Below are 21,994 nucleotides of genomic sequence, written 5' to 3' on the forward strand. Positions count from 1 at the left end.
CGGCTCGACATAGCCCGGCGGGACGATCTTCGTCGGTTCATTCTGTTGATCGAACCGTACTTGATTCACCGGCAACCCGTCGCGATGGTTCTGATAGAAGACCTCATACCGGGGCTGGAGGCCGGGAAGGGTTCCACCGAGGAAGGGTTCGTGGAACTAATGGGGTACGTAGATGAGATTCGGAAGCACACCCACGGAACCGGCCGGCGGAAGTACACACAAGACTACTTCCGAGACGAGTTTAACCTGTAGAGGCGTGCTATCTGGTGTCTCGGCATCTTTATCATATCCTCTGAGAATAAGTTGGGGGAAGTAGGACGGCTCGGTGGGGCTACGTCACCCCCTTTTCGACGCGTCCCGCTCGGTCTGTTTTCTCTTCTTAGTTCTCCCCCTTCCTGCCGCACTCGACTTCTCATGGCGGTCGCCGGGTTCGATTCCCGGCAGGAGTCCTTCGGGGTGACCACTTAATCACATAGCAACAGCCCCGCCGAGAGCAGAATCGTTTGACGACCACCCAATGACCCAACCAGAACTAAATGAGCTACAACTACGGAGCCTACGCCAGCAACGACAACGACAGCACCCAGACCAGCGATTCCAGCGGCTCCAGCGGCAGTTCCACCCCCGACAAGAACCTCACGATGGTTCCTCATGCGGCGATCGAAGGCGACCTCGTGAAAGTGTTTGGCAACGAAAACCAGTTCGGCCAGTCCCTCGGTCTGTCGTGGGAGAACGTCGAACTCGTTGACGGATGCCTCTACTACGACCCCGAGAAGGACAAGCACAAAGTCTTCCCGTGGAAGGACGTGGTGGGTATCGCTCCCGGCGAAGCTGACGGTCTCTCTGCCGACGACGCGAACCAGTACCTCGTGAAGAACTACGGGACGACCGAGAAGCGATACGAGCTGGTCGAGGCCGTCGTTCCCGAACAGGACGAGCCGGTGGAGATCGGCAACGCGATCATGTGGTACAGCGGATCCGACGAGTACGGCCCGAAGTCGGCTTCCAGAACGCTCGCCAAGATCCTCACTCGGCAGGGACGAGACATGGTTATCGACGAGGAAGACAGCACGGCAGAGCGGTACATCAAGGGATGGCTCCGTGACACCTCGGCGTCGAACGTTCTTCGTGACGATCTTGAGGACCGCCGGTTCGCGTTCTTTGAGGTTAAGAAGCAGTCGAACCAGAGTGACCGGCAGTACCACCACCCGATCGTAGTGGACACCCAGACCGGCGCACAGGTCACCGTACAGAACTCGACCGAGGAAACGACCGGAACCCTTGGCGGCGACGAAAACGACGAGAGCGGTGACGAGGGCGGCGAGAAGGAGGTCGCTGTTCCGGAGCCGATTGCTGATTTCATCTCGACGTGCGACAGCCTCGGGTTCAACGACCGGGACCGCGCGGCGACCCTGCTCGGTGACCTGATCGCCGACGAAGGGAACGACCTGACCGCCGACATGGTTTCGGACTTCGGCGGCGAAGATGCGGTTCTTGACGAGGTTGCTGAATAATGGCGACTCTCGAAACGCTGGAGGTTCCCTACCACCGTAAAGTCCAACTTCAGCAGTTCGAGCCTATCGAGATGGGCGCGGTCGCCACGTTCTCGCTGGAGTCGGACGACGACCCATATGAGGTCTACCAGCAGGGGCAGACGTCTGTCCAGAACATGGTCGAACGGGAACTGGCCGAGCGGATTGCCCGGAAGAAGCTCGTGGAGGTCGGCCCGTCTATCCCGAAGGTTAAGGCAGTCATCCGAGAACACACCGAGGTTCTGGACGACGACACGATTGACGAGATCGCCTCGGCTCTCGTTGACGAGTAAGTAGCCATCTCGATTTTCTAATCTAACTGAACAGATACCCGCCCGTAGCCCATGAAATAGGAGTCTGAAAGCGGCGGGAGTTTGCGACACTCTACCCAACCAAATGTCAACCCAATTCTATGCCCAGAGCGAAAAAGACCGATGGGAGACGCCCCGGTGGCTCACCGAAACCATAGATGCGCTTGTTCCCGGCGGTATTACAACCGATCCCTGTGCGGGTCCAGGAACGAGCATCGGACGCGAATATAACTTCACGATTGAAGACGACGGCCTCTCCCAACTATGGCCGGGCGTCGTTTTCTGTAATCCTCCGTTCTCGCAGAAATCGGACTGGCTGGAGAAAGCTGTTGACCAGTACCGCTCGGGGGTTTCGTCTCTTGTTTTTGTTCTCACTCCGGACAGCACCGACACGAAAAGTTGGTGGCACGAATACATTGCCGGGACGGCTGATTACGTGTGGTTCAGCCGGGGCCGGATCAACTTCGTGAACCCCGACAAGCCCGATGGGGGTTCGGGGGCGACGTTCGGAACCGCGATCTCCATCTACGGCAACTGTCCCGAAAACCTGCTTCGGTGGTTTTCCGAAGAAGGCCACTTGGTGAGGTCTGTGACAGTTGAATCGAGCGACAACTAACCTGCCTACCCAACCACAAATGACAGACAACTACGCAGTAGAACATCTCGTTCTCGACCCAGAAGACTCCGAAGAACCACCGTCGTTCTTCGAATTACTCCAGTTGGCCCAAGACGAAGGGCTGGTCGGAGAAGAAGACACGTTGTTGACCGTTGCCGTCGCCGCCGTTCGGGGCGGGCTGGTAATCCTGTACGGTATCTCTCGCGGCGGGAAGGATTGGGTCATTGAACGCGCTCTCAAGCTGTTCCCACCAAACTACTCCTACGAGTGGTCGTCTGGATCCGACAGCGACACGGCGAACTATTACGACGCCGAGCGGCTGAACAGGTACGACGTTCACTATCTCGGTGACCTTGCTCGCATGGACGAGAACACCGAGAAGATTGCGAAGCCGTGGGGTGAGGGCAAGCCGGCCCGCCGGAAGTACACGGACATGAGCAAAGGCGAGGGCGACGAAGTTCAAGTCCAGAAGCTCGATCCGCCGCGTACAATCTTCGCCTCGATCGCCACGGACAACCGCAACTTCGATTTGAACGACTGGCCGGAGTTCCAGAAGCGGGCGTTTATGAAAGGCGTCGACGGCTCCAAGTCCCAGACCGAGCAGATCCTTCGCCGGAAGGCGCTCGAACACGCTGACCGCGTTGAACGTAGCGTCTCCCCTGTCGACGCCGCGCGGATTCGGGAGTACATGGGAAGTATCCCGGTAGACGACTTCCACGATCACCCGAACAACAAGGTCGTCAACCCGGCGGCGCTGAACATTATCGACCAGAAGCCGCTCCCCACGGAGTTTGCGGAAGCCCGGTTCGACGGCGACAAGCTCCTCGGCTTCATCGAGACCGTCGCGCTGATTCGTCACGTCAACCGCTTCACGGTCGACACCGGGCGCGGCTACAAGATGCTGGCTACCCCGGCCGACGTGTGGTACACCATGAAGATCCTCGGGGAGAACATGGTTATGTCGGCGCTGAATCTGACCGACGAGGATCAAGCGATTCTCCGCTACCTGCGGGAGACGAACGAGACCCCAACCAAACGAGACATTCAGCAAGACCTTCGCGGCGCTGGCTACAACATTCAGTCACGCGACGTTGAGCGGTCGTTGAAGTCCATGATCGAGCGGGGTTACGTCCGGGTTGCGAGTGACGCCGGGACAGCTAACACGTACACCCTCTCCGAGTTCGCGTCTATCACGACCCACGAGGTCGGTCTTGATTACTCCGAAGTAGTCTCGGCGGCCAAGGAGGGAGTCTACGACATTCCTGGTATTCCGGAGGAAGTAGCTGACGCCTATGTATCTCGGTACTGTGAGGGCAACGGTCTGTTCGCTATCGACCCGTACACGGGCGAGGAAGTGGACATTACCGAAGACACCGGCCTCCAGGAAGCCGTGGACGAGGCGACCGAAGACGTGGCCGGCATTTTCTCCAACGACCCGTTCTTCACGGGCGACGACCACCTCGACAATGAACCGGACGACGACCCGGAGGCCGAAGTCCAGACGCAGGGAACGCTGGCCTGAATATGACGGAGAGAGCCTACCCCAGAGAATCCGTTGAAGACGCGCTTCGGGCGTGGGCTTCGACGTACCCGAGACGGGCGACAAAGTTCCAGCGGTGGGCAACGTCAGCAACCGAAGCCGTAGAACTGGTCTTGGACGCCGAAGACGATCCGTCGAACTGGCCGTTCATCAGCACGTACAGCTTCCCTCACGGGCATACCAAAGACGGAGCGATACCCCGGATCGACCGGCTGTTCTTCGACTTTGACATTCCCGACACCGACGAGTACCGAAGCGGCGGGAAGCACGTCGACGCTTGGGCAAGAGACATGAGCCGACTGTTGGTTCGGACCCGGAAGGTCGCGCGCTTCCTGCTGAAATCGGAGAATCCCGACTGTTGGCAGGTCGTTCTGTCGGGACACAAGGGGGTACACATTGACCTGGTGTTCCCGGCGGTACCTCCGTCCAATGGCGACTTCGAACAGTTCAAAAACGGAATGTCGACCTACGCCGACCTGATCGTGGAGTACCTCAAGGACGCGACCGGGCTTGACGATCTCGACGCGTGGGTTGACGTAGACTCGTCCGACTTGGGGCGACTCCGGAGAGTCCCGAACACGAAACACCTCGGGGCCTCCCAAGCCTTCGGGGAAGACCGCTTCTGTGTTCCGGTGACGCTCAAGGAGTTGGCCGAGATAGGTCCGGCCGAGTACATTGAGTTGACCCGCTCCCGGCGGCCGGTGACGCGGGCCATGTGGGCTACGCCGAACAATAAGGCCGGAGAGGTCCTGACCCAGCACATTCGAACGGCCGACACCACCAGGCGGTCTACACCGTCCGGTTCGACCGTGAACCGCGCTCGGATAGACGCCTACGAGAAAGCCGCCAACGACTCGATTACCGCTGACGACTTGCCGTTCGTCTTGAGCGACCGGCCGTGTGTACTGGAGTTTCCGAAGCGCGCCGACGCGTTCTCGCACCGCTCGGCCTCTCATATGATGGAAATGAAGGCCGTGACCGAAATGATGGAAAAGGAAGTCCCCATTCAGACGATGATAGACTTCCTGAATCAGCATCCCGCCGCCGAGGAAGACTATACTCGGGAGCGGATTGAGCAATATATATCGCGGAACTACAACGCCGTGACCTGTGAGAAGATTTGGCGACAGGCCGATGCCTTCTGTCTCGGATCCGGCTGTCAGATATGGACGGATGTTCAAGAGACTGATATGAATAGGTAGTATTAAGATACCTTCTGAGAATAAGTTGGGGGAAATCGAAGGCGAATTTCTTTTGCCGTCGTTTCGCCGCCCGGTATTTCTGCCGACATACATGACGAACTTAACATCCAACCAGACGGAGGCCGTTGAGGCCATGCCTGCGACTGCGAGACAGATTGCTGATATACTCGGTTACAAATCCACAAGCGGTGTCTACGACCTGCTTAAGAGAGCCGAGCGGCGTGACCCGACGTTCAAGTTCTCCTCCGAGAACGGCGTGTGGGACTACAGCCGCGTCGAAATGGAGAAGCCGCTTGTTACTGACGGTGGTGTGATTCCGGAGACGACGACCCACCGCGTTCCGACAGTCCAGAAGCAGACTATCACGAAGACGGCCAACGACTTTCTTTCGGAACTGGAAGTGAACCTTCGTGATCGGCTCGCCGTGACCGAGCCTGTGGGCACGGAGCTTCCCGTTCGTCCGGGACACCGCGACATGGTGATGTTCCGTACCGACGACCACTTCGGAGAGTGCGAAACAGAAGTTCTCCCGAATGGTGACGTAGTGGAGTCGTTCAGTTCGGAGATAGCCCGAGAGCGTGTGTTCTACCACCTTGAATCTCTACTCGGCTGGAAGGACGCGCTGGAAACGGCGGGCTACACGTTCGACACGGTTCACCTACTTCTCAATGGAGACCACGTTACGAACGAGAGTATTTTCGAATCCCAGCCACACTACATCGACCAGCGGCTCCGGGGACAGGTTCGGATGGCGAGCGAGACCTACGTGGACGTGGTCCGGACGCTGGCCGCTTCGTTCCCGGCCGTTCAGGTCATCTGCCAACATGGCAATCACGGCGAACTACGCGCTTCTGGGGCCTCTCATGAGGCGAACGCCGACGACCTGTTCTACGACGCGATCGATCTCGCACTTCGACAGTCCGGCCTCGACAACATCCGATTTGTTACCAACCACGTTGATACCCACACGGAGTTCTCCATGCGGGGTCACCGAGGCTACATGAGGCACGGACAGGACGGCCTCGGTCACATCGGTACTACCAGCGGCGTGAAGCGGTGGCAGTCGTGGCTCCTTGAGAGCATAGATACGAACCAGGACACCGGATGGGACGTGGGGTACTGGGGCCACTTCCACGAACTCAAGTGGGAACCCGTGAACGGCCGACCCGTCCTGATGGGAGGAACGCTGGCTCCTTCCGGGGATTACGTAAACTCGCTGGGGATCGCACCCGGCCGTCCTGGTGCGTGGTGTCACACGGTGTCAGATGATGAGGCAGTTGATCAATTGAAGCCTGTCTACTTCCAGTAATTCCGGATTAGCCGTACATATCCGGCGTCATGTGACAACGGATCAGATACGGTTAAATATGATTCTGAAGTAGTACGTAGCGCCTACCGCGAACGAATGAAGTGCCGCCGCGAATGACGTTAACGGCAGAATAGCCTGGCTGTTCTGCTGTTTTTGATCCTCTCGCAGAGTGGCAACTATATCCCAAAATGCCTACCGCCGACCAGACTCGTGCTGACTCCGCTCAAGTGACGAACGTCCTCTCTGAAGCCTACTCGGTCACCCTTCCTGCTGATGAGGATACACTCCCAGAGTCGATCTATCCCGAGAAGGTAGACCGACTCGGCTACCCGCTTGCTGAACTACAGAAAGTAATGTGGGAGACGTACCCCGGCGTCTTCGGTCCCAGTACCCTACTCAAAGAGGTAGACTACTCAACGTCTGCCTGTGACGAGTGTGAGGGAGAGGGCTGGTACGACGAACGGGGCGACGTGATCTGCGACGACTGTGGAATGATGTTGAACAGTACCCCCATGCTGGTCGCTGATGGGGACTTCGACGAACGGACAAGCGGCCCGACAGCGGGTTCGGGGTCTTACGTGTTCTTCAACGATGGCTCCGGGAAACAGGCCATTAACCAGAACTCGGTGTCCCCCGAGCCGAACGTACAGTAGACGAACAACCCTTCTACCTACCCAACCATGACAGAAGTTCCTCCCCCAGAAAACGACGAGTTCTTCGACGATGAACAGCTCGACACGACCGAGAGAGATCAGTTAGTTCAGCAGGCCATTCAGCAGGCCAAGCAGTACCACGGCCTAATGGACGCCGCGAAAGAGTGGGCGAGAGACACCGCCGCTGACCTTCTCGTGGAAGCGGCCTTGGAAGACGACGCGGAGACCGCCGGGGAGATCGAACAAGCCGCCGCGCTTGTCAAGACTGTTCCCAACCGCATTGAGCAGGGCGACAACGCTCGCTCCCGACAGCCATGACTCGATATGAACGGCACATTCTCGCTGTTGGCGACGACGGTGGTTTTGACGTTGAAGGCCGCGTGGTTGCCGTGCTTGATAGTCCTAAAGCGGGGGAAAGACAGGTTACGGCGCTTGTGGAAATTGCTGAAACGGTGGTGGGGACGCCCACCCCGACCACCTTTGAGGACGTTTCCGAAGGAGTAGAGACGTTCTTCTGCGGCGAGCCGAAGGCTGACGACGAGCCGTGTGAACGGGAGGTAGACGACCCGGACGACATCTGCTGGCAACACTAGAGAGAAACAAGACAGGATCGGAATGACAGTAATCGCTATTGACTTTGACAACACGCTAACTGAAGACAGCGGCAACCCGTACAAGATCGGCGGCGAAACGCCGAACGAGGAAATGGTGGAGTACGCCCGCTGGCTGAAAACGGAGCAGAACGAAGTAATCATCATCTGGACAGCCCGCCCGTGGTCTCACGCCCAACATATCGCTGGTCTCTGTACGATGTGGGGCGTTCAGTATAATGGTCTGATGTGCGGCAAGGGGGGTGCTGACTGTTACATAGATGATAAAGCAGTAAACCACACCAATGACCCAGACTGGCAAGAAGGAGTCACCCGGCTCTCAGACACGTATCGGAGTCGCCATTAAAACGAACGACAGAATCGAGAAGTTAACAGACGTTGCCGACGTGGCTGAAGTTTCTCCCAGCCGCTTGATGATTGCGAGCCTTGACGGAGAACGGGACATGATCGACGGGACCATTTTCGGGGCGTATGGGCGCTGGAAGATGTGGCACGAGACCGACTCCGGCGCGGTGAACCGCTACCTGAGTGAAGACCCCATGACTATGCCTGACGACGTTCTCCGGTTCGGTGCTGACGGTTACACCCGAGACCAGACGGGCCGGATTAAGCGACTGAAACGAGCTGATCTGTGAGCATGAGCGCGATCAAACCTATCTCCCAACCAGAGACGTACCGCGAATACGAAGACCGGCTGAACGAGGGCAACCACCTCTTCGTCTGTAACAACTGTGAACACAAGGTGGGGGATCCCCGGCTCAACAACTTCCGGGGTCAATGCCCTTCCTGCCGCCTACAGGTGAAGTTCTACCGGATTATCGAGTAATCAATCAGACCTACCCAACCATGAACCCAGAAGAGATCCTGCGAGAGAACGCCGAGACGTATCAGAGAAAGAACGCCGACTACGGACAGTCGTGGTACGCCATTGGGGAAATCCTCTACGGGCTGACCAAGGGCGAACCGATCGCGCTTGAGACTCCCGAAGACTTCGTGTCCTTCGGGCTGTTCACACGACGATTGGACAAACTGGCACGGGCCTTCACCGGCGAGTTTCTGGACCACGACCTGAACTTCGAAAGCATCCGGGACAGCCACGAAGACGAATCGACGTATGCGGCGATCCACGCGAGCCTGTTCTGCGAGCCGGAGACCGTTGAGTACGTGAACGTATCGGGCGCTCACCCAGAGTACGAAGCGGCCTATCAAGACTTGCGGGCCGGCGAGGGCGATTGATGGGCTTCCCGACTCCCAGCGAAGACCCCGTTAAAGCCTCCCAGCGGGCGCTGGCGAAGGTTCGGAACGACGAGAGAATACGCGCCCAGAAGCGGGCGACGTTAGCAAGAGAGACCGGCTACACCATGCTGGGGCCGGGATTTTTCTAAATGAGTGAGAACTACACGGCGACGATTGAGACGGAGTACGGCACGGTGACTATGGAAGCAGACCGTCCCCGAGTGGCGTCGGGACAGGCGCTCCGAATGGCCCGCACCTGGAGCGCGACCGCGACGAGACGCTGGCTGAACAGGTGGGGTTGTTGCTATGAGGATTGACGAGACGACGATCGAGCAGATCGAGTCGGTTCCGGGCCTTCGGACGGCGCTGGAGGTTCTGGGAGAGGCCAACCGGATGGCCCATGAAGACGGCCGCTGTGTCATCGACTTCCACGTTGACGACGGCGGCCAAATGGTTATCTCGGAGATTACCCAGCATGTCGAGCTACTGGAAGACGACGCATAATGCCAACCCAGACCAACAGGCTCCTTGAACTGCGAGAAGCCGGCGAGCCGGGCGAGATTCCCTACGTTTCGAAGTCCCGAGTCAAGAAGTGGATCACCTGCCCAGAACAGTTCAACTACTCCTACCTCAAGGGGTACAAGGAGCCGGAGAACCGCTACATGCGGCGGGGAACGGTGGTCCACGAAGCGATAGAAGACTACTACGCCGAAGCCGAAGCGTTCGTTGAGAAGTATGGTGTCATGCCATCCCTCAGAGAGCTGGTCGGCTTCCTACCGGACTCGATTCGCTGGGCCGACCACACCGAGCCGTACATTACCAACTTCCTGTGTTTTGAACGACGACGACAGGAAGCGTTGTACCACCTCGACACCGAAGAGGAAGCCGCTCGTGAGTGGCTTCCGGTCGCCGTTGAGGCCGAAGAGTGGCTGGACGACCCTCTCGGGTACGGCGACGACGCGATCCCGTGGATGGGCTACGCCGACGCTATCTATCCGGCGAGCGGCTTCCCCGAGATCGACGCCGACGAGGGCGTGGTGATTGTAGACTTCAAGACCGGGAAGACTCCGGACCCGAAGTACCGGGACGAGGGGATCTACCTGGAGGGTGAATACTACGCCATGCTGTTCGAATCGGAGTGGGAGGTAGCCGGCGTGGCCGGATACTACCCCAAGGCCGACGACCTGATCGTGTCGCCGCTCAAGGAGTCCCGCCAGGAGAAGATCCGAGAGGTCGTCCACGCGTTCCAAGCCGTGAGCGGGACCGCACCCGGTCACCTCGACACCGACGAACAGCCCTTGTGCTATTGGGACGAGGGCGAGGGCAACCATTGTCCGTACTACGATATGTGTTCGTCTCGGTGGGGAGAGCCGTTGAAGCACGCCGACAAGACCCGCGAACTACTCGACTCGGGTCTGTCGGAATACGAGGTGGCCGCCGAATTGGACTGCGAGCCGAACCACGTCTACTACGCGAAGAAGAAGCTCGGTATCAACTGACTCTCTGCCTTCTTGCCGCCCCCGTAGCCCATGAAATAGGTGCCTGAAAGCGGGGCGTTTCTCTCTCATTTTCCGGATAAGCCAACCATGACAAATCTATACGACTTCCAGAAGATAGAACCGCTGAAGATCAAAGAGAAGGCTCCGATCATTGTTCGGGGACACACGCTGGGGTGGGCCGGACCCAGTAACCGAGAGTCAAACGTCGCCGTAACTCGTCGACACCGACACCCGTACTCCGGAGGCAAACAAGACTACTTCCGGAAGTTCAGAGGATACTGCTACGGCGAGAACGCCCTGGACGTGATGGAACGAATGGGCGTCCAGCGGATTGCGATCGAAGAGGTCGACAACGGACGCGTTCTGGAAGTGGACTTGGTTCAGTATCGACAGTCCGAGCTGTACGCGGAAACCTTCGAGATTGGTGGCCGAAACGTCTGCGTCCCGATTGAGGAGATGATCCACAGTTGGGACATCGAGGATTGTACCATTATCGACAAAGACGGCAACCGGCGGTAACCTGCCCAACCTACCCAACCATGACAGAGTTCCTACTAACGAACACCGAAGCCGTTACCGACGAGAACACCAGCACGACCACGATTCACCTCTTCGGGCGTGACGCCGACAACCAGCGGCACCACGTTACCGTCGAGGGCTTCGAACCCTACTTCTACACCAAAACCGAGTACGTCCTTGGTCGGGAGTCGGACTACCTCGGTGACGCCGGTATCACGGCGATAGACCACGACACCAGCTTCTCCCCGTTCGGAGAGACCGGAGAGGTGAGCCGCGTCGTTACCGAGTCCCCCGAGGGCATGAAGGACGCGGCGGCCCTGTTCCCGGAACACTACGAGGCCGACGTGAAGCCCGCCCAGCGGTTTCGGATTGACACGGGCGTTGAAGACTGGTGCCGCGTTCCCGCCGCAAACTGTTCTATCGAAGACGTCGAGTCGATCGAGGCTCCCGTTGAGATAGATCCCGAGACCCGGATCGTGAACTTCGACATTGAGGTGGACGACCGGGGCGGCTTCCCCGAACCCGGCGAGAAGCGCATCACCTCGATCGTTGCCCACGACAGCTACGACGGCGAGTACATCGGGTTCCTCGACGGCGACAACCGGACGATCGAAGATATGTTCCCGAACGGGAAGCCCGAGGAAGTGGACAAGCTCTACGTGGAACCGGACGAGCGCCGTATGCTGATCCGGTTCGGGTGCTGGCTGGCCGAGCGCGACCCGGACATGCTGACGGCGTGGAACGTGGACTTCGACGCCCCCTACGTAATCGAGCGAATGAACCGAGTCGGGGCGAATCCGGCCCGAATCTCTCCGCTGGACGATGCCTACACGAACTACTTTGACGAGGCGCGGATCAAGGGCCGCGCCGTCTACGACCTGCTCCAAGCCTACAAGAACAATTCATGGGGCGAGCTACGGTCGTACAGCCTCGACTACGTGGCCGGCGAGGAACTTGGTGCGTCCAAGATTCACCACGACGAAGGCTACTTCCAGATGTTCGAAGAAGATCCCGAGTTGCTGGTCAACTACAACGCCCGCGACGTTCGGCTCGCTCACGGGATCAACGAGCAGGCGGGAGTGATCGAGTTCCGCGACAATCTCCGGAAGCAGATCGGCGTGGACTTCGAAGACACGGTGAACAACTACCAGTTCATCGAGATGATGGCTCGCCGAAAACTGCGAGAACGCGGCGAAGTCGGGCCGACCGCCAACCCTGAAGACTCCGAGAAGTACGAGGGCGCGTTCGTGTTCCCGCCGTTCACGGGTGTCGCTACAAACGTCATGGGGATCGACGTTGAGTCGCTGTATCCGTGGACGATGTATATGCTGAACGCGTCCCCGGACACGAAAATCGACGAGGCCCGCGCCAAGGCCGAGGGGATCCCATACAGCAAGGCCCCCAACGGAGTCTGCTTCCGACTCGACCGCGACGGGCTGTTCAAGACGCTGGTTCGGGACGCGCTCGATCTCAAAGAGGGCTTCCGGACGCTCAAGAACGAGGCCGCGCCCGGTTCCGTGGAGGAAGCTATCTACGAGGTAAAGTATAATGTGTCAAAAACAATTACTAACTCGATCTACGGCGTGGCGGGGTGGGATAAGTTCTTCTTGTACGACAAAGACACGGCAGAGGCCGTGACGCTGGCAGGACAGGCTGTCATCAAGAACACCGCCGACTTCGTGAACGACAAAACTAACGCAAAAGTGATATATGGCGACACGGACAGCAACTATATTTCATTCCCTAATGAGTGGAATCAGAAGCGGTGTGTGGAAGCCGCGTTTGAGATTTGCGACCGGCTAGAGGCCGAGGTGTACCCGGTACTGGCCGAGGGAATGGGTATCGACCGGGACGACTGTGAGTGGCGGATTGACCCAGAGATGTACGCGCCGCGGTTCCTCCAGTGGGGGAAGAAGAAGAAGTACGCTTACCTCACGACGTGGAAGGAAGGCATGGAGCCGGACTCGGTAATGGACGAACCCAGCACGACGATCAAGGGTTCGGCGGCCAAGCGGTCTGACGCTTCTCGCCTCACTCGGGACACCGAGAAGGCCATTATCACGGCGATCCTCAACGGTCGACAGGACGAGGTGGGCGGTATCGTCTACGACGCGGCCAAGAAGATCGATCCGGAGAATCCCGACTGGGAAGCGATCGGGATTCCCGGCGGTATTCGGAAGGGGTTAGACGAGTACGACAGCCCTACGGCTCACGTTCGGGCCGCAAAGTACGCCAACGAACTGTGCGGGACAGAGTTTTCCTCCGGTTCGAAGCCAATGCGGTGCTACATCCGACCCGTCTACTTCGACGGAGTGGGAGAGAACATCGACGTTATCGGATACGAAGACGATGGGGATCTTCAGCCGATCCGAGATCGGCTGACCGTCGACGCCGGGAAAATGACGGACACCCTTCTGGTAAATCCGATGGGAGAAATGTTGGAAGCGGTGGGCGTCAACGTTGGTGCGGCCGTGGCGGGTCAGAATCAGACCGGGTTGGGAGCGTTTCTATGAGAACAGCCTTCGTTGGTAAGACTGGCTCTGTTGAAATCTCTTTTAATAGCCTGTCTGCTCAAGAATATCCAGTCTTTTGACTGAATCCTCTACTTGTTTAGCAACGCTTATCACTTCTTGAGCGGTTCGCTCGTACCCACGTGGACTAAATTCATCTTCATAAGGGTATAATAAACCCGTGATTTTTATCCCATCCCATGTTTCTCCAGTCTTATTCTCTCTTGGATCTCGCATCTTTAAATTTCTAATTCGACAATCTGAGTGAATAGAATATGATTGAACACTCTGATAAGCTTCATCCACCTCTTCTTCATCAATATCTTTTATTCGGTGGTATGAGACGATATCATTCAAATTTTCGTCACCAAGTCTATTCTCTTTAATGTCATATCGCTCAATATGTCCACGTAAGATCTGAGTTTCTTCCTCGTATTTGGTTTTCAAGAAATCACTTATTCGGAGGTCATAACTTAGTGAAAAATACCGGCGATCTGGTGGACAAAACAATTCTAACAGAACACCATCACGCTGAACATAGAAGTTGAGGCCCCCTCTTCTAGCCCCTTGCCCCTTGATTTTGTCACTTGAGCTTAGAACATACGCCAATACCTGTCCAACAGAGTCATAATAATCATCTGCGGCCATGTTATCGGTTGAATCTTCTGAACAATACTAAATATTTCCATGGGCTTTATAAGTAACGTATATTGCTAGTTCCCACTCTGTATCTGAATCATCAGACGTTACTAAGTTAGAGTGTTTTCAACGGGTCGCCGATTTGGTAAGCAATGCGAAAACACTACTTTGTCGGGTTGTCTCTAACTCAAACAGTTACGACTGGGAATTTGTATATGACAGGAACACATGGAGACGATTTCATCGACGAAATCATCGAAGAGTACGCTTCCCTCTACGAGGAAATTGAGGACGGAGAACGACGCGAACTTGATCTGCGTTCACGACTCATCCGGCGATTGTTCTGTAACGTTCTCGGATGGGAGCATAGCGAGTACGCCCAAGAAGACGACTGGAACGACGTTCGATTCTACGATGAGGATAGAACGCCGGTAATCATCATCGAGGGGAAGAAGCGGGATGTCGACATTAGCGAAGGTGTCCCCCAAGTCTTTCGCTACGCGTCAGAGACACCCTATGCCGACCTTCTTATCTCCACCAACATCGACTCACTCCGCCTTTACCGCCGATGCGAACCAACCCATCCCGACGCAATCACCCACCACGGCGTAAGTGCCCATCTTGTTACTGAGGTTGATTTTAAATCCATTAGCGGGGCCAACAGCCGTGTGGCAAGTCACGAAGACCTCTCCCACGGACAGCAACAGTCGTTACAGAAGCTGGCCGCACTCCGTCGTGAGGAAGTCCTCAACGCCGACCGCTACGATGACTTTTCTTTCGAGAACCCCGCCGACATTAGCGAAGACGAAGGCTTCCGCGAACTCATCCGCGTACTTGGCATCTCCCTCGATGAGTATTTCGTCCCCTACGCATCTGAAACGTTCGACCAGTATTGGAGCCGCTACGAGGAGTATGAGAGTCAACGCGACGAACTCGAAAACCAAATCGAGCGACTGGAAGAAAGCGGCCACGACGAAGCGGAGGTCGCGGAACTCCGAACGCAGTTGAGCAAACTGAACGACGAGTATGAGGAATACGCTCAGTTCCACAACGACTTCGAGACGTGGGTTCGCCTCAGCGGTCGACAAGACGAGGGTTTCGAGGAGAATAAGGTCGTATTCTGCCGGGAGAGTGTGTACGTCCAACTGAACAAGCTCCTCCTCATCCGGATTGCCGAGGACAAAGGACTCACCAATCGGATGGTCAGCAACGGTGGTGTTGAGGATTACTTCGACTTTTGGGACGACTATACAAAGTACGTCGAACGGAACTACGTTGACCTGTTCGAGCTTGCTTCCGAGGAACTGAGCGAGATCTACGAGCATCTATTCGCCCGCCGTATCTTCGATTGGGAGATTCGAGACGACTCCGACCTTGATGAAGTGATCCGGCGAACGCTATGGCATCTGAACCACTTCGACTTCAGCGAAGTCAACCGAGACATACTCGGCCATCTCTACGAAGAACACCTTTCTCCTGAAGAACGGAAGAAGCTCGGAGAGTTCTATACGCCGACAGCGATCATCGACCTAATTCTTGACAGCGTCGATTACACACCGGACGAACCACTCGAACGGGAGGACTACGACCTGTTAGACCCCGCGTGCGGTAGTGGTGGATTCCTTGTACGGGCAGCTCGTCGTCTCCTTGAGCGACTTGATCGGAAAGACGTCCCGGCAGGAGAGACGATTGAGATTGTCCGTCAACGGCTCCACGGCTTCGACATTAACCCATTCGCCTGCCACATCGCGGAAATAAATCTCCTGTTCCAAGTCATCGACAAGTACCAGACGGCGAAAGAAGAGAACCCGGACTTCACTCTCGATGGGTTCAATATCTACCAGACTGACTCACTCCGCTCAGACAACCAGTCATCTCTGACGGCGCTTCACAGTAGCGAGGTACAGCGGCGATACCGCGAGGAGCGTCGGGAGGCAAATCGGCTCAAGACACGGAACGATTACCGCTTCGTTATCGGGAACCCACCCTACGTTCGGATTCAGAATATCCCGAAAGGACCAGCCCGTACTGAGTACGATGACTACGACGTATCCATCTGGAATTACGACCTTAGCATCCTGTTCTTCCGGAAGGCTGGAGACTGGCTTCGAGAAGGAGGACAGGTGGGATTCATTACCTCAAATAAATTCATTCCGAACCGATACGGGAGGAATATTCGACCATATCTCGCACAGAACTTTCGCTTTAAATACTTGATTGATTTCGGGGACTACGAAGTCTTCGAGACACCGCAGGCCTACCCGATCATCTTCAGCGGTGAGCGAACCAATAAGGGAGAACGCTCCCGCTCACCTGAGGAGTTCCAACCAGATGACTACGTCTTCACGTTCGCAGAAGCTACCGACACTCTCCCAGAAATATCGCAAACGGCGATTAATGCGGAAGTCGAGAACGGTGAGGATTCCACGGATAGTGAAACGGAGGATTCAACTCTCACGACACCGGGCCGGGAGATCGGGGAAGACCCCCCAGAGGGACGTATTGCGGATATCATCTCTGCGTGTCTTCCGACTGCTTCTGATAAGGAACCGCCGTCGTGGGAAGAGGTGAAAACTCGACTTGAAGAACTCGTTCCCGACGGTGTCTTCGAGCAGGCCCCGCTTCGTGCTTTTCCCGTACCTTCTTCGATGGTTGCTGGAGAAGATTGGCGATTTGTACCCGCTGATGAAGAAGAAGCACTCCACCAAATTGAGACGAATGGTACGCCCATTCAAGAATATGCTAACGGCGAAAAGCTTGCTAAGAATGGTGTTCAGACAGGACGAAACCCAATTTTCCTGATTGACGACGAAACTATCGAGGATTACGATATCGAGGGTGATCTGGTAAAGCCGTTAGTCGCTGGGGAGAATATTTTCCGATGGCACTCAGAAGTACCGGAAAATCCCAAACTGATCTATACCACGCCAGACACCGATTTAGACGAGTATCCCGGTGCGCGAGAATATCTTCTTGATCACAAGGAGGATACTGATAATCAGAAAGGATTGGCCTCTCGGTACTGTGTGACAGATGGCATCCGAGAATGGTACGAACTGGCAGAATACAGGCCGGACACCTTCGGACAGCCTCTAATCTTCACCCCCGACATGAGCTACTACAGCAACTTCTGGTACGATGATTCGGGGGAGGTTTACGGCCTCAACAGCGTCTACGTTCTGTATCTGATCGAAGAAATGGAACCCTACTACCAGTTGGGGATTCTCAACAGCAATGTAGCGCAGTTCTTCATCCGACGTATCGCGTCAAGCTACGGGAGCGACTACCTGAGGTATCAATGGGACTATATGAAGAAGGTTCCTCTGCCCGACCCGTCTGACGCACCTACCGAATTAGTCGAGAAAATCAAAGACGCCGCCGAGGAACTTTCACACCTCCGCCAGGAATACGTTGAAGCGAAAAAGCTTCGAGAGAATCCGGTAGGGCTACTAGACGAGTTCGAGACGAAATCTCTGTCCTACGCTGGCTACATCGACCGACTTGGCTTTCAGGACTTAGAAGGAGAACTACACCCAAGCCTTGATTCGGAGACTATCCGGTTCGGAGTGACGGGGGCAAGCATCGAGTTCAACGACGAACGAGCCGCCGAAATCGTGTACGAGTTGTTACAGGCTTTCGAAACCACGACCGGAGACGAACTCCGCGCCCTCGAACTACCGGCTTTCAAAGAAGATCTCGTGGGGTTGTACGAGTGCTACGAGGACGCACGCAATACCGTAGAGGAAGCCCCGGAGAAGGCGAAAAATCTCGAACAGGGATACAACGAAGTCGTGTACGACCTCTACGATTTAGACGAGGACACCAAAAAGCTAATCCGCGATCGTGTCGCTCGACCCAAAAATCCGCTTGAACCCCGGGAAATTGAGTAATTCCAGGTATTAGCGGTTTTACACAACTATTGTTATTATAAGAGCGTGAAAGTACAAACTATATAAGGGCCATCACCGGATATTTTGCCGGAGTTGGAATGGTGTTGTTTTACGAACTATAGTCTAATCACTCACAGTATATTTGAACTCATCAGGTCCCCCGCGGGTGAGCCGAGAACTGTCTTGTGAATGACTCCTTTTTTGAAATCGCATGACTGCGGAGTACTGATTCGGTGACCGAAACAAATGTACGAGGGGTCTTACCAGAGTATATTGCCGGTAGACCGAAACAAATGTCTGTGTTGGGTGGGCGATTATTTTATAAGAGGTCCGTCCCGTATGGTGGTTGTCGGGTAATAAGGGAGGCGTAGCCGACCTTAAGCCGGAGGAGGGATTTGAACCCTCGGCCTATTCCTTACGAAGGAATCGCTCTGCCAGCTGAGCTACTCCGGCGCGCATCCCTCCTTACCCCGATGACGAAAATAAGGGTTCCGAAACGGAGCCGTCGGCCGGCTTCGCATCGAGCGATCGACGACGCGTCGATCCGAACGGGTCGCTTTCGATACGTACAGTTATGCTGGATATCTCTCCCCGATCGTTTCGAGTGTTCCCACGTGATCGTATCCATATAAGGAAAAATCATATATGCTCGTTCGAGGTCCGATCGCGTGCCGAAAGGCGTTGGCCGCCGCGGAGGCGGCGAGGACTCGGTCCCCGACGACGTCCGCCCGATCGGAGCCCGTATCGGGCGGCGACGACCGCGTCGGCGACGCGGGCGCCGCCCCCCACCGCCTGCGTCCCACGAGTCGCCGGCGACCGGTCGCTGACTGTCAGCAACGACCGCGGTCGACGTGTGATCCACGTCTTCGACGCGCCAAGCGCGAGGTCGCCTCTGGCTCCACGGTCCACGGCCGCGGACTCTCGTCGCATGACGGGCCATGGCCGCCGGCTCCGACCGTCGGTCGGGGACGGCGGCGTTCTCCACGCGGATCCGATCGGGTCCGCCCCGGTCCGATCGGGGACCCGCACGCCTCCGGTGCCCGACCCGGATCGCGATTCGTTTTTCACGCCGCCGATTCGAGTCGGCGTATGCGACTCACACCGCCGACCGTGTCGGCCACGATCGAGGACCAGTCGCGATCGAGACCCGTCCAGAGCGAGGCCGCGAGGGGTGGCGGCCGGCGATGAACCAGGTCGTCGTACTCGCGCTGGTCGGCGCGGTCGCGTGGGGGTTCTGGGCGCTGCTCGCCGACGTGGCGACCCGGTCGATGCCGCCGGAGGTCGCGATGATAATCTCCTACGCGGTCGCCATCGGGGTCGCCGGCGTCTACGCCTGGTATCGCGGGACGGCGTTCCTCGGCAGCGACCCGACCGCGCTCTGGTTCGCGGGGCTCGCGGGCGTCGCCTCCGGTGTCGGCGCGGTGGCCTACTACGCGGCGCTCCAGATCGGATCCGCCGGGATCGCGACCACGATCACGGCGATGTACTTCGTCGTCGCCGCCGCGCTCGGCTTCCTCCTCTTCGGCAACGCGCCCGAGGTCAGCGACCTGGCGGGGATCGCCGCGGCCGTCGTCGCGGTCACGCTGATCGCGTACTGACCGGGATCACACGGACCGCGTTCACGCGCGGGTCAGCCGGACGTCGAGACAGACGTTGTACTCGTGGGGGGCGTACGACCGCACGACGCGCTCGGTCTCCACGGCGACGTCGTAGGCGTCGCCCGCGGCCGCGCGGATCGCCCGCTCGCCGGGGCCGAACGGGTCGTCCTCGTGTTGGATGTCGTAGTAGTGGACCACGCAGTCGTCGCCGGCGAGCGCCACGGCGGTCTCGAGGAACGCGTCCGCGGAGTGCGGGAGATTCATCACGAGCCGGTCGGCCGACCCCGCGTACGCGTCGGTCGTCTCGCGCACGTCGCCGGCGACCGCGGTCACCCGGTCGTTCACCCCGTTGCGCTCGGCGTTCTCACGGAGGTACGCGATCGCCGTCTCGTTGAGGTCGCAGGCGACGACCTCGGCGCCGCGGGCGGCCGCCGGGATCGCGTACGGGCCGACGCCCGCGAACATGTCGACGACCCGCTCGTCCGGGTCGACCTGCTCGATCACGCGGTGCCGCTCGGTCGCGAGCCGCGGGGAGAAGTACACCGCGGCGACGTCGAGCGCGAACTCGTGGCCGTACTCGCGGTGGACCGTCTCGGTGCCGTCTCCGGCCAGCACGTCCCACTCGCGGACGCGCAACTCCCCCTCGATCGGGGAGGCGCGGTTGAGCACGGTCGCACACGGGAGGTCGGAGGCCATCACGGCGTCGGCGATCTCGCGGGCGCGCCCGTCGTCGTCCTCGTCGAGGATGACGATGTCGCCGAGCCGCTCCAGCGACGGCTCGTAGCCGAGCAACTCGGCCGGCGTCCGCGGCCGGTCGCGCTCGGCCGCGTCGCGCTCGACGATCCGGTCGGCGAGGTCGGCGGGAACCGCCGCCGGGTCGGTGACCGGGACGTAGATGGTCCCGTCGTCGACGGCGATCTCGTGGTCGCCGTCGAGGAGGTCGGCGTCGGCGAGCCGCGCGCGGACGGCCTCGCCGCGCTCGCGCTCGACGGCGACGCAGGGGACGCTCATTGCCGGAGGGAGGCGGGCGGGCGGATAAAGCGTGACGCTTCGCGGGGGCGAGCCGACTACGTCGATCCGGGCGGCTCGGTCCCCGCCGACGGCTCGGTCCCCGCCGACGGCTCGGTCGCCACCGCGGCCAGCAGATCCCCGCCGTCGACGTCGCTCGGAACCTCGACGACCCGATCCGCCGCGTTCGCGATCCGACCGCGTGCGTCCGGCCCCTCGGTTCCGTCGGTGCGGTCGTCCCCGTCCGTCCGGTCAGGACCCGTCCCGTCACCGCCGACGACGACCGCGACGTCGACGCCGGCGGCCAGTTCGCGGGCCGCCGCCAGCGACTCGTCGTCGACGGGCGCGAAGGGGGGAACCCTCACGGCCCGCGCACCCGCGTCAGCGGCGGCGACGGCGGCGGCGTCGCCCTCGGGGACGACGCCGAGGGTGACCTCGTGGCCGGCGGCCGCGAGCCGGGCCACGACCCGCGCCGCGTCCGGGCCGGTGCCGACGACGTGGACCCGACGGGGATCGGCGTCCGACCGCGGGAAGGCCGTGACCGCGGACGTCCCGGTCGCGGGGTTCCGGCCGACGAACGCCTCCGCGTCGAACGCCTCGCGGACCGCGGTCGCGTCCAACACGTCCGCCGGCGGGCCCTCGGCGCGGACCCGGCCGCCCGCGAGGACGACGATCCGGTCGCAGTAGCGCGCCGCCATGTCGAGGTCGTGGATCGCCGCGACCGCGGCGCGGCCGCCGTCGACGATCCCGCGGACGCGCTCCATCGTCGTCACCGCGTGGTTCACGTCGAGGCTCGCGGTGGGCTCGTCGAGCAGCAGCGCCGGCGTCTCCTGGGCCAGCGCCCGCGCGAGGAGGACCCGCTGGCGCTCGCCGCCCGACACCTCGGTGATCGAGCGGTCGGCGAACCGCTCGACGCCCGCGGCGGCCATCGCCTCGTCGACCGCGGCCGCGTCCTCGGCGTCGTGGCCGTCGAAGCGCCCGAGGTACGGGGTTCGCCCCATCTCGACGACGTGGCGTACCCGGAAGTCGAAGGAGAGCCCCGTCTCCTGTGGAACGCTCGCCACGCGCCGGGCGACCTCGCGGGCCGACAGGTCGGCCGTCGGGTCGCCGTCGAGACGCACGGTACCCCCGTCGGGCTCGATCGCGCCGGTCATCGCCCGGAGGACGGTCGTCTTCCCCGCGCCGTTCGGCCCGACGAGACCGACGAGCGTCCCCGGCTCGACGGCGAGGTCGACCCCGGAGACAGCCTCGAGGTCGCCGAATGAGACGGTCAGATCGCGGACGGCGACGAGCGGGTCGGCGGGGGCGGGGCGGTCGACCT

At 58.8% G+C, this 21,994-nt stretch carries 22 protein-coding genes, 1 tRNA gene and 1 pseudogene; 20 read left to right on the plus strand and 4 right to left on the minus strand.

From position 1 onward, the window contains the following. The 18 genes and pseudogenes from DJ70_RS17485 to DJ70_RS12765 form a co-directional block, all read left to right on the plus strand. Positions 1-252, plus strand: a pseudogene (locus DJ70_RS17485) (hypothetical protein); the annotation flags it as partial. A 284-nt stretch (positions 253-536) separates the two neighbouring features. After that, positions 537-1,514, plus strand: coding sequence for a hypothetical protein (locus DJ70_RS12690; protein WP_094533573.1), 978 nt, complete (start codon positions 537-539; stop codon positions 1,512-1,514). Next, positions 1,514-1,825, plus strand: coding sequence for a hypothetical protein (locus tag DJ70_RS12695; RefSeq protein WP_094533575.1), 312 nt, complete (start codon positions 1,514-1,516; stop codon positions 1,823-1,825). The genes DJ70_RS12690 and DJ70_RS12695 overlap by 1 nt, the downstream gene beginning before the upstream one ends. Before the next feature lie 103 nt (positions 1,826-1,928). Beyond that, the gene (locus DJ70_RS12700; protein WP_094533577.1) at positions 1,929-2,459 is read left to right on the plus strand and encodes a DNA N-6-adenine-methyltransferase; all 531 of its coding nucleotides are present in this window, start codon (positions 1,929-1,931) and stop codon (positions 2,457-2,459) included. A gap of 19 nt (positions 2,460-2,478) precedes the next feature. Further along, entirely contained in the window at positions 2,479-3,981 is a 1,503-nt protein-coding gene (locus tag DJ70_RS12705) for a helix-turn-helix transcriptional regulator (RefSeq protein WP_094533579.1), read from the plus strand. A 2-nt stretch (positions 3,982-3,983) separates the two neighbouring features. Next, positions 3,984-5,201, plus strand: a complete 1,218-nt coding sequence (locus tag DJ70_RS12710; protein WP_094533581.1) for a hypothetical protein — start codon at positions 3,984-3,986, stop codon at positions 5,199-5,201. Positions 5,202-5,334: 133 nt separating this feature from the next. Continuing rightward, entirely contained in the window at positions 5,335-6,510 is a 1,176-nt protein-coding gene (locus DJ70_RS12715) for a hypothetical protein (RefSeq protein WP_143421015.1), read from the plus strand. A 227-nt stretch (positions 6,511-6,737) separates the two neighbouring features. Then, the gene (locus tag DJ70_RS12720; protein WP_143421016.1) at positions 6,738-7,163 is read left to right on the plus strand and encodes a hypothetical protein; all 426 of its coding nucleotides are present in this window, start codon (positions 6,738-6,740) and stop codon (positions 7,161-7,163) included. Between the two features lie 27 nt (positions 7,164-7,190). Further along, positions 7,191-7,481 carry a hypothetical protein gene (locus tag DJ70_RS12725; RefSeq protein ID WP_094533587.1) on the plus strand — a complete coding sequence of 97 codons (291 nt, stop codon included), beginning with the start codon at positions 7,191-7,193 and terminating at the stop codon, positions 7,479-7,481. Between the two features lie 71 nt (positions 7,482-7,552). Continuing rightward, positions 7,553-7,756, plus strand: coding sequence for a hypothetical protein (locus DJ70_RS12730; protein WP_094533589.1), 204 nt, complete (start codon positions 7,553-7,555; stop codon positions 7,754-7,756). A 302-nt stretch (positions 7,757-8,058) separates the two neighbouring features. Further along, on the plus strand, positions 8,059-8,409 hold the full coding sequence (locus tag DJ70_RS12735; RefSeq protein ID WP_094533591.1) for a hypothetical protein: 351 nt from the start codon (positions 8,059-8,061) through the stop codon (positions 8,407-8,409). Positions 8,410-8,411: 2 nt separating this feature from the next. Beyond that, positions 8,412-8,600 carry a hypothetical protein gene (locus DJ70_RS17830; protein WP_094533593.1) on the plus strand — a complete coding sequence of 63 codons (189 nt, stop codon included), beginning with the start codon at positions 8,412-8,414 and terminating at the stop codon, positions 8,598-8,600. A 20-nt stretch (positions 8,601-8,620) separates the two neighbouring features. Further along, positions 8,621-9,010: a hypothetical protein gene (locus DJ70_RS12745; RefSeq protein WP_094533595.1), complete on the plus strand. Its 390-nt coding sequence runs from the start codon at positions 8,621-8,623 to the stop codon at positions 9,008-9,010. Continuing rightward, positions 9,010-9,159 (plus strand): hypothetical protein, encoded by a 150-nt coding sequence (locus DJ70_RS17490; protein ID WP_179234057.1) that lies wholly within the window; start codon positions 9,010-9,012, stop codon positions 9,157-9,159. Before DJ70_RS12745 ends, DJ70_RS17490 begins: the two co-directional genes overlap by 1 nt. 157 nt (positions 9,160-9,316) lie before the next feature. Continuing rightward, positions 9,317-9,514: a hypothetical protein gene (locus DJ70_RS12750; RefSeq protein WP_094533597.1), complete on the plus strand. Its 198-nt coding sequence runs from the start codon at positions 9,317-9,319 to the stop codon at positions 9,512-9,514. Further along, positions 9,514-10,509 carry a RecB family exonuclease gene (locus DJ70_RS12755; RefSeq protein WP_094533599.1) on the plus strand — a complete coding sequence of 332 codons (996 nt, stop codon included), beginning with the start codon at positions 9,514-9,516 and terminating at the stop codon, positions 10,507-10,509. Before DJ70_RS12750 ends, DJ70_RS12755 begins: the two co-directional genes overlap by 1 nt. Positions 10,510-10,548: 39 nt before the next feature. After that, positions 10,549-11,028 (plus strand): hypothetical protein, encoded by a 480-nt coding sequence (locus tag DJ70_RS12760; protein WP_143421017.1) that lies wholly within the window; start codon positions 10,549-10,551, stop codon positions 11,026-11,028. Positions 11,029-11,048: 20 nt separating this feature from the next. After that, the gene (locus DJ70_RS12765; RefSeq protein WP_094533603.1) at positions 11,049-13,541 is read left to right on the plus strand and encodes a DNA-directed DNA polymerase; all 2,493 of its coding nucleotides are present in this window, start codon (positions 11,049-11,051) and stop codon (positions 13,539-13,541) included. Between the two features lie 42 nt (positions 13,542-13,583). Here the strand turns inward: DJ70_RS12765 and DJ70_RS16960 are convergent, their stop codons facing one another. Beyond that, entirely contained in the window at positions 13,584-14,186 is a 603-nt protein-coding gene (locus DJ70_RS16960) for a hypothetical protein (RefSeq protein WP_143421018.1), read from the minus strand. A 143-nt stretch (positions 14,187-14,329) separates the two neighbouring features. Here DJ70_RS16960 and DJ70_RS12770 point away from each other — a divergent pair, with 143 nt between their 5' ends. Next, positions 14,330-18,067, plus strand: coding sequence for an Eco57I restriction-modification methylase domain-containing protein (locus DJ70_RS12770; RefSeq protein WP_094533605.1), 3,738 nt, complete (start codon positions 14,330-14,332; stop codon positions 18,065-18,067). A 380-nt stretch (positions 18,068-18,447) separates the two neighbouring features. Here the strand turns inward: DJ70_RS12770 and DJ70_RS12775 are convergent. Further along, positions 18,448-18,520 (minus strand) — tRNA-Thr (locus DJ70_RS12775). 731 nt (positions 18,521-19,251) lie between these two features. On the opposite strand from DJ70_RS12775, the gene DJ70_RS12780 reads away from it, so the two are divergent. Then, positions 19,252-19,665 (plus strand): EamA family transporter, encoded by a 414-nt coding sequence (locus DJ70_RS12780; RefSeq protein WP_094533607.1) that lies wholly within the window; start codon positions 19,252-19,254, stop codon positions 19,663-19,665. 21 nt (positions 19,666-19,686) lie between these two features. Here the strand turns inward: DJ70_RS12780 and DJ70_RS12785 are convergent, their stop codons facing one another. Beyond that, positions 19,687-20,676: a class I SAM-dependent methyltransferase gene (locus DJ70_RS12785; protein WP_094533609.1), complete on the minus strand. Its 990-nt coding sequence runs from the start codon at positions 20,674-20,676 to the stop codon at positions 19,687-19,689. Positions 20,677-20,732: 56 nt separating this feature from the next. After that, the coding region (locus DJ70_RS12790; protein WP_094533611.1) for an ATP-binding cassette domain-containing protein at positions 20,733-21,994 on the minus strand (1,262 nt) is incomplete at its 5' end.

Origin of the sequence: Halorubrum halodurans (assembly GCF_002252985.1) — an archaeon.
Lineage (GTDB): Archaea > Halobacteriota > Halobacteria > Halobacteriales > Haloferacaceae > Halorubrum > Halorubrum halodurans.